At 72.7% G+C, this 15,437-nt stretch carries 16 protein-coding genes; 10 read left to right on the top strand and 6 right to left on the bottom strand.

Translation table 11 applies throughout. From position 1 onward, the window contains the following. Positions 1 to 9: 9 nt before the first annotated feature. From ligD (CLT71_RS19645) to CLT71_RS19630, 5 genes are all read left to right on the top strand, one after another. Positions 10 to 963: a non-homologous end-joining DNA ligase gene (gene ligD, locus CLT71_RS19645; protein ID WP_101371606.1), complete on the top strand. Its 954-nt coding sequence runs from the start codon at positions 10 to 12 to the stop codon at positions 961 to 963. Then, on the top strand, positions 953 to 1,873 hold the full coding sequence (gene ligD, locus CLT71_RS19640; RefSeq protein WP_101368391.1) for a non-homologous end-joining DNA ligase: 921 nt from the start codon (positions 953 to 955) through the stop codon (positions 1,871 to 1,873). The genes ligD (CLT71_RS19645) and ligD (CLT71_RS19640) overlap by 11 nt, the downstream gene beginning before the upstream one ends. A gap of 69 nt (positions 1,874 to 1,942) precedes the next feature. Then, on the top strand, positions 1,943 to 2,245 hold the full coding sequence (locus CLT71_RS19635; protein WP_101368390.1) for a type VII secretion target: 303 nt from the start codon (positions 1,943 to 1,945) through the stop codon (positions 2,243 to 2,245). Between the two features lie 189 nt (positions 2,246 to 2,434). After that, positions 2,435 to 2,830 carry a Scr1 family TA system antitoxin-like transcriptional regulator gene (locus CLT71_RS38120; RefSeq protein ID WP_486483353.1) on the top strand — a complete coding sequence of 132 codons (396 nt, stop codon included), beginning with the start codon at positions 2,435 to 2,437 and terminating at the stop codon, positions 2,828 to 2,830. Then, positions 2,817 to 3,005, top strand: a complete 189-nt coding sequence (locus tag CLT71_RS19630; protein WP_101368389.1) for a DUF397 domain-containing protein — start codon at positions 2,817 to 2,819, stop codon at positions 3,003 to 3,005. Before CLT71_RS38120 ends, CLT71_RS19630 begins: the two co-directional genes overlap by 14 nt. A gap of 215 nt (positions 3,006 to 3,220) precedes the next feature. Here CLT71_RS19630 and CLT71_RS19625 read toward each other — a convergent pair whose 3' ends face one another. After that, the gene (locus CLT71_RS19625) at positions 3,221 to 3,595 is read right to left on the bottom strand and encodes a YciI family protein (protein ID WP_101368388.1); all 375 of its coding nucleotides are present in this window, start codon (positions 3,593 to 3,595) and stop codon (positions 3,221 to 3,223) included. Between the two features lie 303 nt (positions 3,596 to 3,898). On the opposite strand from CLT71_RS19625, the gene CLT71_RS19620 reads away from it, so the two are divergent. Next, on the top strand, positions 3,899 to 5,422 hold the full coding sequence (locus tag CLT71_RS19620) for a carboxylesterase family protein (RefSeq protein WP_101368387.1): 1,524 nt from the start codon (positions 3,899 to 3,901) through the stop codon (positions 5,420 to 5,422). Between the two features lie 25 nt (positions 5,423 to 5,447). Here the strand turns inward: CLT71_RS19620 and CLT71_RS19615 are convergent, their stop codons facing one another. Then, on the bottom strand, positions 5,448 to 7,127 hold the full coding sequence (locus CLT71_RS19615; protein WP_101368386.1) for a DNA repair helicase XPB: 1,680 nt from the start codon (positions 7,125 to 7,127) through the stop codon (positions 5,448 to 5,450). 148 nt (positions 7,128 to 7,275) lie between these two features. Here CLT71_RS19615 and CLT71_RS19610 point away from each other — a divergent pair, with 148 nt between their 5' ends. Both CLT71_RS19610 and CLT71_RS19605 read left to right on the top strand, forming a co-directional pair. Continuing rightward, positions 7,276 to 8,160: a L,D-transpeptidase family protein gene (locus CLT71_RS19610; RefSeq protein WP_101368385.1), complete on the top strand. Its 885-nt coding sequence runs from the start codon at positions 7,276 to 7,278 to the stop codon at positions 8,158 to 8,160. Between the two features lie 90 nt (positions 8,161 to 8,250). Continuing rightward, the gene (locus CLT71_RS19605) at positions 8,251 to 8,505 is read left to right on the top strand and encodes a hypothetical protein (RefSeq protein ID WP_101368384.1); all 255 of its coding nucleotides are present in this window, start codon (positions 8,251 to 8,253) and stop codon (positions 8,503 to 8,505) included. A 6-nt stretch (positions 8,506 to 8,511) separates the two neighbouring features. On the opposite strand, the gene CLT71_RS19600 is transcribed toward CLT71_RS19605, so the two are convergent. Further along, positions 8,512 to 10,968 carry a helicase-associated domain-containing protein gene (locus CLT71_RS19600; protein WP_101368383.1) on the bottom strand — a complete coding sequence of 819 codons (2,457 nt, stop codon included), beginning with the start codon at positions 10,966 to 10,968 and terminating at the stop codon, positions 8,512 to 8,514. 116 nt (positions 10,969 to 11,084) lie between these two features. On the opposite strand from CLT71_RS19600, the gene CLT71_RS19595 reads away from it, so the two are divergent. Both CLT71_RS19595 and CLT71_RS19590 read left to right on the top strand, forming a co-directional pair. Further along, on the top strand, positions 11,085 to 11,702 hold the full coding sequence (locus CLT71_RS19595; RefSeq protein ID WP_486483352.1) for an HAD family hydrolase: 618 nt from the start codon (positions 11,085 to 11,087) through the stop codon (positions 11,700 to 11,702). Between the two features lie 36 nt (positions 11,703 to 11,738). Further along, entirely contained in the window at positions 11,739 to 12,125 is a 387-nt protein-coding gene (locus CLT71_RS19590; RefSeq protein WP_101368382.1) for a cold-shock protein, read from the top strand. Here CLT71_RS19590 and CLT71_RS19585 read toward each other — a convergent pair. The 3 genes from CLT71_RS19585 to CLT71_RS19575 form a co-directional block, all read right to left on the bottom strand. Continuing rightward, on the bottom strand, positions 12,086 to 12,925 hold the full coding sequence (locus CLT71_RS19585; protein ID WP_101368381.1) for a 1,4-dihydroxy-6-naphtoate synthase: 840 nt from the start codon (positions 12,923 to 12,925) through the stop codon (positions 12,086 to 12,088). The genes CLT71_RS19590 and CLT71_RS19585 overlap by 40 nt on opposite strands. A gap of 197 nt (positions 12,926 to 13,122) precedes the next feature. After that, positions 13,123 to 13,755, bottom strand: a complete 633-nt coding sequence (locus CLT71_RS19580; RefSeq protein ID WP_101371604.1) for a futalosine hydrolase — start codon at positions 13,753 to 13,755, stop codon at positions 13,123 to 13,125. 11 nt (positions 13,756 to 13,766) lie between these two features. Beyond that, entirely contained in the window at positions 13,767 to 15,392 is a 1,626-nt protein-coding gene (locus tag CLT71_RS19575) for an MFS transporter (RefSeq protein WP_101371603.1), read from the bottom strand. Positions 15,393 to 15,437 lie beyond the last annotated feature (45 nt).

The following is a 15,437-nucleotide window of genomic DNA, read 5'->3' as shown; positions in this document are numbered from 1 at the left end:
GTGAGGTTCGTGCCCGGCACCCCGGTCAAGCCGATGCTCGCGGTCACCGGGGAGCTGCCCGCAGGCCCCGGCTGGGTGCATGAGTTCAAGTGGGACGGGGTGCGGGCGGTCTGCGACTTCACCTGTGGTGAGCTGCGGCTCTACGCCCGTTCCGGGGTGCAGATCACCGCCGCCTATCCGGAACTCGCCCCGCTCGGCGCCCAGCTCGCGCAGCGGGGGCTGGCCGACGCGGTGCTGGACGGCGAGGTGGTGGTGCTGACCGAGCAGGGGCAGCCGTCGTTCACCGCGCTCGCCGAGCGGATGCACGTGCGGGAACCGGCCCGGGCCGCCCGGCTGGCGGCGAGCCTGCCGGTGACGTACATGATCTTCGACCTGCTGCGTCGGGACGGGACCGACCTGACCGGGTGGCCGTACCAGCGCCGCCGGGAGGCGCTGGAGGCGCTCGACCTGGCCGGGCCGCGCTGGGCGGTGCCGCCGGTCTTTCCGGATGGCCGGGCCACCTACCAGGCGGCCGGCGAGCACGGGCTGGAGGGCGTGGTCTCGAAACGAATCGACGCGGTCTATCGGGCCGGGGTCCGGTCGCCGGACTGGGTGAAGGTGAAACTCGAGGTCACCGACGACTTCGTGGTCGGCGGCTGGCGCCCCGGGGTACGCCGGATCGGTGGGCTGCTGGTCGGGGTGCCGGCGCCGGACGGCGGGCTCGTCTACCGGGGTCGGGTCGGCGGCGGCATCGGCGCGGCGATCGAGCGGGAGCTGCTGGCCGTACTGGAGCCGCTGCGCACCGGCACCTCGCCGTTCGTGACCCCGGTGCCCAGGGAGGATGCCCGGGGCGCGATCTGGGTAACTCCCCAGATCGTGGTGGAGGTGAAGTACGGCCAGCGCACGCCGGACGGCCGGCTGCGGTTCCCCCGGATCCGCCGGCTGCGCACCGACAAGACCGTGGCGGACGTCGATGGCACGTGAACAGCGGGTACGGGTCGAGGTGGAGGGGCGCAGCCTCGAACTGTCCAATCTGGACAAGGTGCTCTATCCGGCGTCCGGGTTCACCAAGGGTGAGGTGATCGACTACTACACCCGGGTCTCGAACGCGCTCCTGCCACACCTGCGGGACCGGGCGCTGACCCGGATCCGCTACCCCAACGGCGTGGACGGGAACTTCTTCTTCGAGAAGAACGCCCCGGCCAGTACCCCGGACTGGGTACGCCTGGAGCGGCTGCCCGCCCCCGGCTCGACCAAGGGCCGGGAGATGCTCGACTACGTCGTCTGCGACGACCTGCCGACCCTGGTCTGGCTGGCCAACCTCGCCGCGCTGGAACTGCACACCCCGCAGTGGCAGGTCGGCGCCAACCCCGACCTGATGGTGATGGACCTCGACCCGGGCGCCCCGGCCGGGCTGGTCGAGTGCTGCGGGGTGGCGCTGCTGATCCGGGAGCGTCTCGCCGCCGACGGCATCGCCAGCTATCCGAAGACCTCCGGCAAGAAGGGCATGCAGCTCTGCTGCCCGGTCTCCGGCCGGCAGTCCGCCGACGTGGTCTCCGGCTACGCCCGGCGGGTCGCCGAGGAACTCGCCCGGGAGGCGCCGAAGTCGATCACCGCCCAGATGGCGAAACGACTCCGCCCCGGCAAGATCTTCATTGACTGGAGCCAGAACAACGCGGCGAAGACGACTGTGGCGCCGTACTCGCTGCGGGCCCAGCAGACGCCCTCGGTCTCCACCCCGCTGACCTGGGCCGAGGTGGAGGCCGCCGCCGACGGGGAGGCCGGCGCCGTCCGCCAGTTTCCCGCCGCCGAGGTGCTCGACCGGATCGAGGAGTACGGCGACCTGCTGGTGGACCTCCTCAGCAGCGGCCCGGAGTTGCCCACGAACCGGTGAAGCCGGAATGAAGTCGCCGGCTGCCACCCTCGACGGCGTCGTGTCCGGCAGACATACCCGGGGGGAAGCGTGCCGTACTTCAAGGCGGAGCCTGCCGTCATCCGCGAATTCGGCGCCGAGATCGCCGGCCTGGTCGACGATGCCCAGGCAGCGCAGCGGTACAACGAGCGCTGGCTGGAGATCAGCGGTGCCAGGGGCCCGCTCTACCAGACGGCCTTCGACGCCGTCGCCAGGATCAGGGGGACACTGACGCTCTCCTACAGCCAGCTCGCGAGCGTACTGACCCTCTCCGCCGAGGAGGTCGACCGGGCCGCGGACCACTACCAGAACACCGACGTCGCGTCGGCCGAGAAGTTCGACCGGACGTACTGAACGGGCTGGGCTGGGAGAGGAGGAAGACCGGCATGGCCAGTCCAATGGACGACCTGATCGAGCCGAAGGCCCAGGACCCGATCCCGGACACCATCGAGAACGTTCTCGGCCTACCGCAGTACATCAGCCCGTCGTACTGGCTGGGGCGGGCGGCCGAGTTGGTCTGCGGTACCAACCCGTGGCAGTGGCTTGCCGAGGAACTCGCAGGCGACTGGCAGGCGTTGCAGACGGCAGGCAGCGCGGTGCAGAACCTTGCCGGGTTCAACGACGCCTGCGCGAGCGTCATCAACTCCGCCGCCGCCACCGTCGGGTACGGCTGGGCGGGCAACGCCGCACGTCAAGATCCGCATCATCCCGGCCGACTGGGAGGGCATTCACGTCGGGCTTTCCGGCCCGTTCGACATCGCTACCATGCCGGACGGGCGGCGAGTCGCTCAGATGGACGACCAGTTGATCGGACACCCGGTGACCGACCGTGGCGACCTGGGGCACCTGGAACTAGCATGGGAAGAGATCGATGCGCTGGCACTACCCGTGGTCCAGTCCCGAGACTTGATTCTGAGGATGCTCGATGATCACAAATGAACCGCGCTGGCGGACCTCCAGCCGCAGCAACGCCACCGGCACCTGCGTGGAGGTCGCCGACAACCTGCCCGGTCGGGTGCTGGTCCGGGACAGCAAGGACCGGCAGGGGCCGGCGCTCACCTTCGGTCCGGCCGCCTGGCGCGCCTTCGTCCAACTGGCCCGCGAGGCCGCCTGAAGCCGCGCACCCCTGGCACTGTTTGATGTCGGCCACCTGTGCCGGCTGCCATCCCGATCGGTTCTGAGAACTGTCCCGGCTTCGCCCCAGCCCGATCCCCGGGAGCACCGCATCGCGCCCTGGTGCGGGCCGATGCGACACCCCCGTCGTCTACCGTGGCGACGCAGGTCCTGCTTGAAGGTGGCGAGTCTCCCTCGATCAGACGTCGTCGGGGTTCACCCTCGACCGTCAGCCTGGCGGAGCATCGCGGCTGTCTCGGGGTCCGGCAGGAGTTCCCGGACCTCCTGCGGGCAGCGGCAAGCGCCGGCGAACTTGGCAGCCCAGGTCAGCGCCTCCTCGTGTGCGGCCACGTCGACGACCACGAACCCACCAATGACCTCCTTGGTCTCCGGGTAAGGGCCGTCGGTGACCGCCCCGTCCGTGGCCACGACGCTCGCCCGCTGGCGTTCGAGTCCGGCGCCGAACACCCACACGCCGGCGTTGACGGCCTCTTGGATCACCGCGTGCGATGCCTTGCCCACGGCGGGCATCTCCTCGGCGGGGATGTGGTCCATCGCGCCATCGTTGAACGAGATCAAGTACTTCGTCATCCCATGATTCCCTTGTCCCGGCGGCCTCGTCCGGTCGCCTCTCGTCTGTGCTACGAACGACGCGCCCCGGAATCGACGTATGCCAGAAAAAACTTCACGGGTTCTCCGCCGCTCGGCGCTGGCGAGCGTCGTGTCGCCCCTGTTCGCGGGGATCATCGCCGCCACCAGCTACGGATAGTTGCACACGCCCGTCTGTCGCAGAGCAGGTGTGGCGGCCATTCGCCTGGGAGGTGGAGGTAACTACACCTCCATCGGGCAGGAAGCCTCATCCCGGCCGCGGCGCTCCGATGACATCGTGGCCAAGTGCGATTCCTGACGACCATTGCGACCGTCTGCGCGCTCCTGGCGCTGCCGGCGCCCGCAGCATCCAAACCCGCCGCGCCCGCCGCGCCCGGCAAGGTGCGTACCGACACAGGCTGGATAGCTGGCACGGTACGTGGTGACCACCGCCTCTTCCAGGGCATTCCCTATGCCGCCGCCCCCGTCGGCGAGCTGCGCTGGCGCTCGCCGCAGCCCGCCCCGCCCTGGACCGGCGTCCGGGACGCGACCCGGCCCGGCCCTCGGTGCGCCCAGACGGCTGACAGTTGGGGCCTGCCGGCAAGCGACAGCGAGGATTGCCTCTTCCTCAACGTGACCGCGCCGCGCGATGCCTCCCCCCGCCGCCCCAAACCGGTGCTGGTCTGGCTGCACGGCGGCAGCCTGACCAAGGGGGCCGGCAGCGACTACGACGCTACCCGCCTCGCCACGCGTGGTGACGTCGTCGTGGTGACCGTCAACTACCGGCTGGGGATCTTCGGCTTCTTCGGCCACCCGGGGCTGTCCAATGGTGGCGCGTTCGGGGTGGAGGACCAGCAGGCGGCGCTGCGGTGGGTGCGGCGCAACGCGGCAGCGTTCGGCGGTGATCCGGGCAACGTCACGCTCGCCGGCGAGTCGGCGGGCTCGCACTCGGTATGCGCCCAACTCGCCTCCCCGGGCGCGGCCGGCCTGTTCCACCGTGCCATCACCCAGAGCTCACCGTGTTGGGTCCAGAACGACCCGCCGACGATCCTGGGTGCACCCTGGGTCCCTGCGGCGGCGCACGAGGGGCACGGGCAGATGATCGCCGGCCAGCTCTCCTGCCCGGATGTCGCCTGTCTCCGGGGTAGGTCCGTCTCGGAACTCCTCGCGCAGCCCGTACTGCCCCTGCCTGGATACGGCAACGCCGTGTTGCCCGAGGACCCGGCGACGGTCTTCGCCGAGGGGCGCTTCCACCAGGTGCCGATTCTGTCCGGCATCACCCGGGACGAGGGCACCATGTTCGCCGCGATGATCTTTCCGAAGCTCACCGCTGCGCAGTACGTCGACGGGGTCGCCCAGATCTTCGGGGAACGGGCACCGGCCGTCCTGGCCGCCTATCCGCCCGGCGAGGTGCCTGCCCAGACCACGGCTGCCATCATCAGCGACCTCGACTTCGCGCGGGCGGCGCGGGACACCGATCGGCTGCTGGCCCGGTACGTTCCGGTCTACTCCTACGAGTTCCTCGACCGGACGGCACCGCAACTGTTCCCGTTCCCCGACGACGAGGTGGACCCCCTGGCTTCGCACGGCTCGGAGCTGCCGTTCCTGTTCGACCCGTCCTGGGAGTCTGCCCCGCTCACCGCCAAGCAGCGTCAGCTCGGCCGCCTGATGGTCGACTACTGGGCACGGTTCGCCACCACGGGTGACCCCAACGGCCCCGGACTACCGGCATGGCGACACCACCCGTACGTCCAGGGCCTGGACCTCGGCCGGGTGGGCCGGTTCGACCGGACCACCGCGCACCGGTTGACCTTCTGGGACGGGATCTGACCCCACGCCGGGCCGGGAGACAGGCTCACTCCACGCTGGGCAGCGGGGGGCCGAGCACGTCGTCGGCGTCGACGATCGTGTACGCGTACCCCTGCTCGGCGAGGAAGCGCTGCCGGTGTGCGGCGTACTCGGTGTCGATGGTGTCCCGGGAGACCACCGTGTAGAAGTGCGCCTGCCGGCGGTCCGCCTTCGGCCGGAGTACCCGGCCGAGCCGCTGCGCCTCCTCCTGGCGGGACCCGAAGGTGCCGGAGACCTGGATCGCCACCGCCGCCTCCGGCAGGTCGATGGAGAAGTTGCCGACCTTGGAGATGACCAGGGTGGAGATCTCGCCGGCCCGGAAGGCGTCGAAGAGGCGCTCCCGCTCCTTGTTTGTGGTCGAGCCCTGCACGATCGGCGCGTCCAGCGTCTCGCCCAGCTCGTGCAGTTGGTCGATGTAGCCGCCGATCACCAGTACCTGGTCGGTCGAGTGCCGCTCGACCAGGGCCTTCACCACCGGCAGCTTGGTCCGGGCGGTCGCCGCCACCCGGTAGCGCTCCTCCGGCTCGGCGACCGCGTACGCCATCCGCTCGGCGTCGGTGAGCGTGACGCGTACCTCGGTGCAGTCCGCCGGGGCGATCCAGCCCTGTGCCTCGATGTCCTTCCACGGCGCGTCGTACCGCTTCGGGCCGATCAGCGAGAAGACGTCGCCCTCCCGGCCGTCCTCCCGGACCAGGGTGGCGGTCAGGCCGAGCCGGCGGCGGGCCTGGAGGTCGGCGGTGAACCGGAAGATCGGCGCGGGCAGCAGGTGCACCTCGTCGTAGATCACCAGGCCCCAGTCCCGGGCGCCGAAGAGGTCCAGGTGGGTGAAGGCGCCGCCGCGCCGCGCGGTGAGCACCTGGTACGTCGCGATGGTGACCGGGCGGATCTCCTTGCGCTCGCCGGAGTATTCCCCGATCTCCTCCTCGGTCAGCGAGGTGCGGGCGATCAGTTCCCGCTTCCACTGCCGCCCGGCGACGGTGTTGGTGACCAGGATCAGCGTGGTCGCCTTCGCCTCGGCCATCGCGGCGGCCCCGACCAGGGTCTTGCCGGCCCCGCAGGGCAGCACCACCACACCCGACCCGCCGGCCCAGAAGGTCTGCACCGCCTCCCGCTGGTACGACCGCAGCTCCCAGCCGGGCCGCCCGTCGGTGCCCTCGGTGGCCAGCTCGATCGGGTGCGCCTCGCCGTCGACGTAGCCGGCCAGGTCCTCGGCCGGCCAGCCGAGCTTGAGCAGCGCCTGCTTCAGTCGGCCCCGCTCGGACGGGTGCACGATCATCGTGTCATCGTCGACCTTCCCGCCGAGCATGCCGGCGAGCTTCTTGCTCTTGGCGACCTCGATCAGGACCATCCGGTCCACCGCCCGCAGCACCAGGCCGTGCGTCGGATGCGCGGTCAGTTGCAGCCGGCCGTACCGGTCCATGGTCTCGGCGACGTCGACCAGCAGCGCGTGCGGCACCGGATAGCGGGAGAACCGCAGCAGCGCGTCGACCACACCCTCGGCGTCGTGCCCGGCCGCCCGGGCGTTCCACAGGCCCAGCGGGGTGAGCCGGTAGGTGTGCACGTGCTCAGGCGAGCGCTCCAGCTCGGCGAAGGGCGCGATCGCCATCCGGCAGGCGAGCGCGTCAGGGTGGTCGACCTCCAGCAGCAGGGTCTTGTCCGACTGCACGATCAGTGGTCCGCCGCTCACGCTCAGGCCCTTCCGTCCCAGGTCGGGCGCCTTCCGCGCCGACCCTCCAGTCTTGCACGATGGATAACGAACCGGAAAAATTCTTCACCTGGCGCAACCGAAGCGGCACTCACGTGCGTCTTTCTGTCGACGGCTTCTGGGAGGGCAGATGGTACTGACGCGATTCGGCACCGGTCTGATCACTCTAGTGGCGGTCACCCTGTTCGGCGCCGGTGCGTGCGCGTTTGATCCGCAGTCGGACCAGTCGGGAGCAGCCGGGGGGCTCGCGCCGGTCGGGGCGGAGGACGCAGCGGGGGCGAGCGCGCCGCCCGCGCCGGACCAGGTAGCAACCAGCCCGAGCCCGCGTACCACCCCGCGCCGTCCCGCACCGACGACGAAGGCACCGCCGACCAGGAAGCCGACGAAGAAGCCGGCCCGGACCGGTTCGCCGAAACCGCCGGCCGGCTGCCCGCAGGGGGAGCGGCAGCGCGAGGTCGAGGGCTACCTCGCCCGGCTGGGCGGATTCGGCACCGTCACCGTCGACGGCCGGCAGTCGGCCGCCGACTGCGCCGCCATCAAGAAGTTCCAGCGCCGCTACGACATCCGGCCGGCCGAGGGCAGGGCCGGACCGACCACCGCCGACGTGGCCCGACGGCTGGCCCGGACCGACACCGGCAGGTGCAAGGCCGGCAGCGGGACCACCTTCTGCGTCGACCTGACCCAGCAGACCGTCTGGGCGATGCGCGCCGGCAAGGTGGTGATGGCGCCCACCGTCACCCGCACCGGCATGTCCGGGTACGCCACGCCGGCCGGCACCTACAAAATCAACTTCCGCAACACGAAGGAGTGGTCAGACCCGTACGAGGTGTGGCTGCCGTACTGGCAGCGCTTCGTCGGCGGGATCGGCTTCCACGAGACGACCACCTACCTGCACAACAAGGCGATCGGCTCGCACGGCTGCGTCAATCTGCTGCCGGTCGACGCCCGGCGGATGTGGCAGCTCGGCAAGGTGGGCACCCGGGTGCACGTGCTGGGCCGCCGGCCGGGGACCTGACGCGACTTCGGTCGCTGAACCTGTCATATCGGCACGGCAGGTGCGAGTCTGGACTCTGTCGAGCAGACGCCCGTGGCGGGAGGTTCGCAGATGACGGTCGACGGCGAGGTGAGGTCCGAGACGGATCCCCCCACCGGTCCCGCACCCGTCCCGGCGCCCGTCTCCCGGGCCACCGTCGTCGCGTACGCGACCGTGGCGGTGCTGCTGGCCTGCTGGGTCCTCTTCGGCTGGCTGGTGCAGCAGCAGGGCTTCGTCAACTCGCTCGGCGAGGGGCTCGGCGCCGCGTTCACCCTGTTGCTGATCGTCTCCGTGGTCGGCTCGGTCCGGCAGCACCGCCGGGACTGAGCCGCCTCACTCGTCCAGCACCGCGGCCGTGATCCGGTGCAGCGCGAAGGTGTGCAGCATCTCGGTGCGCTCGTCCTCGGCCCGCAGATAACCGGCGCCGATCGAGACCGGCCGGACCAGCCGGGACGCGGTCGCGCCGTGCGCGTCGACGTAGCCGACCCAGACCAACGCCTTGTCCCGGACCGCCTGCTGGAGTACGGCCAGCGCCTGGGTGTGTGCGTGCGCGGTCGGCATCCCCGGACCGGTCCCGCCCGGCCGGCCGGCGCCCCGGACCGTGCTCGGCGCCCGGCGGGCCGCCCGGGCGGCGGCGTCACCCCGGCGGATCTGCTCCACGATGCCGACCAGCCTCGGCGTGGTCAGCCTCGGGGTGGCCAGCGGATCGGCGACCCGGTTGGCGACCGAACCCCGGGCCGGCGCCCGGCGCACCTTCGGCCGGGTCAGCACCGTCGCCCCGCTCGCATCCTCGGAGACCGGGGCGTACCCGGCCTCGCGCAGCGCGCTGAGCAGCCGCCCCACCAGGTGCGGGGTGGTGAGCACGGTCGGCGCCAGCCGGCGCAGCGACATCGGGGCGAGCCGGCGGTCGGCGAGTACCTCGGTCAGCAGCGCCTCGTCGTCACTGCGCAGGTACGCCCCGGCGGAGCCGACCCGCAGCCCGCCGTGCTTGCGGGCCACGTCGTCGATCAGGTACGTCAACCCCTGCGGTACCGGGGTGCGGGACCGGCGCCTGAAGAGCGCGTGCAGGTCGTCGGCGGCGTACCCGGCATCCAGCGCCCGGCGCACACTCGCCCCGGTGACCCGGTGCACGCTGGCTCCGCCGGCCGACTCGTGTTCGGCCACCGTGGCGAGTTCGGCGGCGACGGTCGGCTCGGGTGGCCCCGGCACCACCACTGTCAGGTCGGCCTGCACCAGGAAGTGGTCGACAGGTGCCGGCAGCAGCGCGTCCAGGGCCCGGACCGCGGCGGAACCGCCCCCGGCCGCACCGTTCGCGTCCGGCCGTACGCCGAGCGGATCGTCACCGGGCTCACCGGGTCGGGTCTCCCCGGCGGTCCACTGCGCCAGCAGCAGCCGGCCGTACGTGGTGAGCGCGCCGAGCCCGGTGACGCCGAGCAGTGCCGCCTCGGCGAGTACCTCCCGCTGCCCGGCCTCCCGGCCCAGGCTGCGCCGGGGCGAGCGCCAGGCGAGCAGGTCCACCACCTCGTCGACGCTCGGCGCGGCACCCGGTTCGAGGTCGGCGAGCACGGCGAGGACGGCGCGGCGTACCCCCGGCACCCCGGCCCGTTCCGCCTCGGCCGAGAGCACGGTGATCGGCCGGTCCCGGTCGTCGCGCTGGCCGATCAACCCCACCTGCCGGGTCATGGTGAGCCAGGCCCGGGCCAGGTGCTCCCAGCGGTGTGCCAGTGAGGCGTCCCGCCAGCCCTCGTAACCGGCGGACGGCAGCATCTGCTGGTCAGCGCCGTTGCGGGCGGTGACGGCACCGGGCAGGTCCAGTTCGCCGAGGAGTCCTGCCGCGTACGTCACCTCCAGCAGCAGCGCGGCGGTCGGCTCGTCGAGCCCGGTGGCCCGGGCCAACCGGCGCAGGTCGCGTACCCCGAGTCCACCGGAGCGGAGTACCGGGGCGGGGTCGGCGGCGAGCTGTTCGAGCAGCGCCTCGGTGTGTCGTACCGCCTCCATCGCCTGACCGGCCCCGGCGGAGTCGGCGGCCTTCGGCTCCCGGGCCGCGCCCGACACGGTCGGCGAGATCGGCCGGAGCGGGCCGAGCGGGCCGGAGTCGCGGCGCAGCAGCAGGCCGACCTCCCGGGGCAGTTCGACCGCTGTCGGCTTGCCGGCCGGGCCGCTCGGCTCGGTCACCGGCACCAGCAGGCGGTTTTCCACGAGCCAGGAGACCGGGGACGAGGCATCGGACGGTACGGCGGCCGGCAGCGTACCGATCGGCGGGCCGGCGGCGAGCCGGTCCAGGATCGCCCGGGCCGGTGGCGGTGCGGCGAGCAGGGTACGGCGCAGCCGGGCCGGGTCCGCGACCAGCGCGGCCGCCTCCGCGTCCAGCTCCGCCGCCGGCCGGCCGAGCCCCGCCGGGTACGGCGAGCTGACCTCGTCCACACCCGGCACGACCACCAGCGACTCCTCCGGCCCGTACAGCAGGAAGAGCGCCCGGAGCCGGTCGACGGCCGACCGGACGGCGGCCCGGTCCGGCCGGCGGCCCGCCCCGGCGGCCAGGGTGAGGATCTGCTCCGTCGACGTCTCGCCATGATCCGCGTCACGGGTGAGCCGGGCCGCGTCCAGGATCCGCAGGGTGAACTCGTCGAGCCCGTCCAGCGCCCGGGCCACCGAGACCCGGGACTGGGCACGGACCGCCAGGGCGGACAGATCGGCCGGTACCGGCACGACGAGGTCCGGACGCAGCCGGAACAGGGCGGCCAGCGCCTCGTCGGGCAACGCCCGCAGATGGTCGGCGAGTGTGGTCATCGTCTTTCCACGCTATCCGGCCGGGCGCCCGTCGTGCGCGTCGGACGCCCGAGCGGCAGCGTCGGACGCCCGAGCGGCAGCGCGGCGCTGCCCGCCGAGCGTGCGATCATGGCGGCGTGACCACTGCGGCAGTCGGGTTCGATCTCGACCTGACCCTGCTCGACACCCGGCCCGGCATCGCCGCCGCCTACCGGGCGCTCACCGCCGCGACCGGGGTGTACGTCGACGTCGAGGTCGTCATCTCCCGCCTCGGCCCGCTGCTGCGTACCGAGATGCAGAACTGGTTCCCGCCAGAGCGGCTGGACGAGGCGATCGAGACGTACCGCGCGCTCTACGCGGAGTACGCCATCACGTTGTCCCCGCCGCTGCCCGGCGCGGTCGAGGCGCTGGCCGAGACCCGGGCCGCCGGTCTGCGGGTGGTGGTGGTCACCGGCAAGTACGGCCCGCTGGCCCGGCGGCATCTGGAGCACCTCGGCATGGAGGTCGACGAGCTGGTCGGCGAACTCTTCGCTGAGGAGAAGGCGACCGCGCTGACCACGCACGGCGCGGAACTCTACGTCGGTGACCACGTCGCCGACATGGTCGCGGCGCGGACCGCCGGCATCCCGGGACTGGGGGTGACCACCGGCTCGCACGACGCCGACGAGCTGCGGGCGGCCGGTGCCGATCTGGTGGTCGCGGACCTTACCGGATTCCCACAGGCGCTTCGGCGGCTGATGCGGCTAGCCTTGTGAAAGACAGCAATCTCATCAGGGAGTCGAGGTTTACAGGTGCCGACGGGTCGAGTGAAGTGGTACGACGCGGCCAAGGGATACGGGTTCGTCACCAGTGACGAGGGTGGCGACGTGTTCCTGCCGAAGGGCGCGCTGCCGGCTGGTGTCACCGACCTGAAGGGCGGCCAGCGGGTCGAGTTCGGCGTCGTGGACAGCCGCCGGGGCGCGCAGGCGCTCGGGGTGAAGCTGCTGGACGCGCCACCGTCCATGGCGGAGCTTCGCCGCCGGCCGGCGGAGGAGCTGCACGGCCTGGTCGAAGACATGATCAAGGTGCTGGAGGCGAAGGTCCAGCCGGACCTGCGTCGCGGCCGGTTCCCCGACCGCAAGACCGCGCAGACGGTGGCTCAGCTCGTCCACGCGGTCGCCCGCGAACTGGAGATCTGAGGGGTCAACCCGGCCGCCGTCGCCCGGCCGAGCAGGGCGTCGACCGCGGCCTGGCCCTCGGCGCCCAGCTCGGCGGTGAAGTCGTTGACGTAGAGCGCGATGTGCCGGTCGACCACGTCGCGCTCCATCTCCTGGGCGTGCGCGAGCACGTACTCCTCGGTGCCGGCCGGGTCGGCCCAGGCCCGGCGTACCGACTCGCGGATCCAGCCGGTCGCCTCGGCCGGGTCCACCGCACCCCGGCGAGCCAGGATCGCGCCGAGCGGGATCGGCAGCCCGGTGTCGGCCTCCCACCACTGCCCGAGGTCGACCAGCGCGGTCAGGCCGTACCGGGGGTAGGTGAACCGGGCCTCGTGGATGACGAGTCCGGCGTCGTACCGGCCGGCCGCCACCCCCGGCATGATCTCGTGGAACGGGACGACCTCGATCCGCGCCGGTGGCCGCCGCGCCGACCAGAGCCGGAACAGCAGGTACGCCGTGGTCCGGTCACCGGGCACCGCCACGGTCGCCCCGGTCAGGTCGGCGGCGCCGGCCCGCTCGCCCCGGGTCAGCACCAGCGGACCGCAGCCCCGGCCCAACGCCCCGCCGCAGGGCAGCAGGTGGTAGTCGTCGAGCAGCCACGGCAGCGCCGCGTAGCTCACCTTGACCAGGTCGTACGCCCCACGTTCGGCGGCGGTGTTGGTGACGTCCACGTCGGCGTAGGTGACGTCGATCGCCGGGGCGCCGGGCACCAGCCCGTGCACCAGGGCGTGGAACACGAATGTGTCGTTGGGGCAGGGCGAGATCGCCAGGGAGAGCGCCACGGGTTCACGCTAGTCCGACCGCTGCCGTCGCCCCCTGGCACCCACTGCCCGGTTGCCTGGGTCACCTCCGGGGCGGGGTCCGCTGCGGGTTCCGGCCCGAGCCGAGCCGGCCGATCCGGCTGACCCTGCACCGCCCCGACTGACGGGCACGGCCCGGGCCCCGGCCGGGAGCCGGGGGTCGGGGGTCGGGGGTCGGGTCAGAGCTTCGGGCCGACCGTGGCGAAGGCGGCGGTCAGGGCCGCGAAGGCGTCACCGATCCGCCAGGCGGAGCGGTCCCGGGGGCCGATCGGATTGGAGATCGCTCGCAGCTCGGCGAAGGGAAGCCCAGCGGCGACGGCGGCGCTGGCCACTCCGTACCCCTCCATCGCCTCGGCCACCGCGTCCGGGTGCCGGACCAGCAGGGCGGCGGTGGTCGCGGCGGTGCCCGTCACCGTGCTGAGGGTGAGGACCGCTCCGGTGACCGCGTGCGGCAGCCCGGCCCGGAGCACGTCCAGCAGCGCCGGGTCGGCGGGCAGGGTGGTGGTGCCGAAGCCCAGCTCGTCGAGGGTGAGGAAACCGTCCGGCGACTCGGCGCCGAGGTCAGCTGCGACGCTGCGGGTCCCGATCACGACCCCGCCGACCGGGGCCCGACCGGGGAAGCCGCCGCCGATGCCGGTGCTGAGGACTCCCCGGTACGGCCGTCCGGCCGCCTCGGCCAGCGCGATCAGCCGGGCGGTGCCGGCGGCGGCCGCTGCCGGACCAACCCCGACCGCCGCGACGTCGACCGCGTCGTCGACCAGGCCGGCCCGTACCGCCTCGGCCTCGGCGGCGACGGCCGTGACCACGAGCATGCCGTCGTGCACTACTTCCCCCGAGCCTCGTCGCCGGGCACGGCCGAGGAGGAGGGGCGGTAGATGTGGTAACCCGGCGGGGCCAGCTCCGCGTCCTCGTCGCTGCGCGCCGCCGCGCCGTCGGCCGGTCCGTCGGTGTGGCGCTGGTCGTCGGGAGGTTCCACGTCCGCCGTGGGCCTGCCCGGCTGTCCGGGAGCGGGGCGGACCGCCTCGGTGTCGGTGGCCACGGGCGGATCCTCCTCGGGCATCGCCCGGCCGGAGAGTCGCTCGCCGTGCAGCCGGGTGGCGACGACGAACGCCCAGACGGTACCGGCGGCGGCGAGGCCGGTGAGCAGGCCCACCCCGATCCGGCCGTCCAGCGGTACGAGCCCGAGCCCGCCGCCGGCCACGAACGCCAGCATCAACACCGTCTCGGAGTGCGCGAACCCGGTCGCCCGGAGCCGCTCGGGGACCCGTTCCTGGATGGAGGCGTCGACGGCCAGCTTCGCTATGCCGCTGGTCACGGCGGTGACCAGGCAGAGCAGGGCGACCAGCAGCAGGGAGAAGCGGAGCGTGGCCAGCACCCCGACCCCGGTCACCACCACCAGACCGGCGGCCTGGAGCGCGACGGGACGGTGGATGCGCAGCCGGGTGCCGAGGGCGGTGGCCAGGAACGTGCCGATGCCGAGGGCGCCGCCGACCGCCCCGAGCGCGACCTCCGCGCCGTACTGGCGACCGAAGAGTTCGGTCTCCAGGTCGCCGGCCTTGATCGCGAAGGCGAGGAAGAGCAGTAGGAAGCCGTAGAGGGCGCGCAGGGTGGCGCTACCGACCAGGGCACTGATCACCAACCGGCCGCCCGGGCCGCTGCGGCTGAGCGCCCGTTCCCGCCCGTTCCGCCCGGGGCGCAGCGCTTGGAAGGCCCTCGGCACCGTCTCCGGCGGGTCGGCGTCGGCCCGGGGTGGCAGGCGCAACGCGATCACCATGCCGACCAGGAAGATCACCGAGGCGACCCGGAGCGGCCACTGCGGGCCGAACCAGAACGCGGCCACCCCGATCGGTACGACCAGGCCACCGGCGATCGAGCCGTACACGCTGGCCCGGGCGCCGGCCTGGGAGAGGCCGAGCCCCGCCGGCAGCAGCCGGGGCACCGCCGCCGACCGGGCCACCCCGTACGCCCGGGAGAGCGCCAGTACGCCGAAGGCGGCCGGGTAGAGGCCGAAGCCGTGGATGTAGTCCGAGATCAGCCAGGCCAGGAACGCCCGACCCAGCATGGTGGCGGCCAGGGCGTAGCGGCGCCCGTGCCGGAAGTGGTCGAGCAGTGGCCCGACCACCGGTGCGAGCAGCGCGAACGGCACCATTGTGATCAACAGGTAGAGCGCGACCTTGCTCCGTGCCTCGCCGAGCGGGGCGTTGAAGAAGATCGTCCCCGCCAGCCCGATCGTGATCAACGTGTCGCCGGCACACGAGGCGGCGTGCAGGTCGAAGAGCCGGACCATCCCGGTCTCGCCACCGGCGCCCTTCGCGCGTACCCGGGCAACCCGGCGGGTCGTCCAGCGTGCGCTGCCGAGCGAACCCCGGAAGAGCAGCCGGACGCCCCGGATCGCCGTACCGACGACACGCCCGGGTACCGACCGCCCAGAGCGGGTGAACAGCGGCATGAGCACCATCCTCGCCCATCCGGTCGACGACCGTCTGATCTGTGC

This window comes from Plantactinospora sp. CNZ320 (assembly GCF_002846275.1).
Note: the sequence above shows the minus strand (reverse complement) of the source record. Positions and strands in the feature narration are given on the sequence as shown.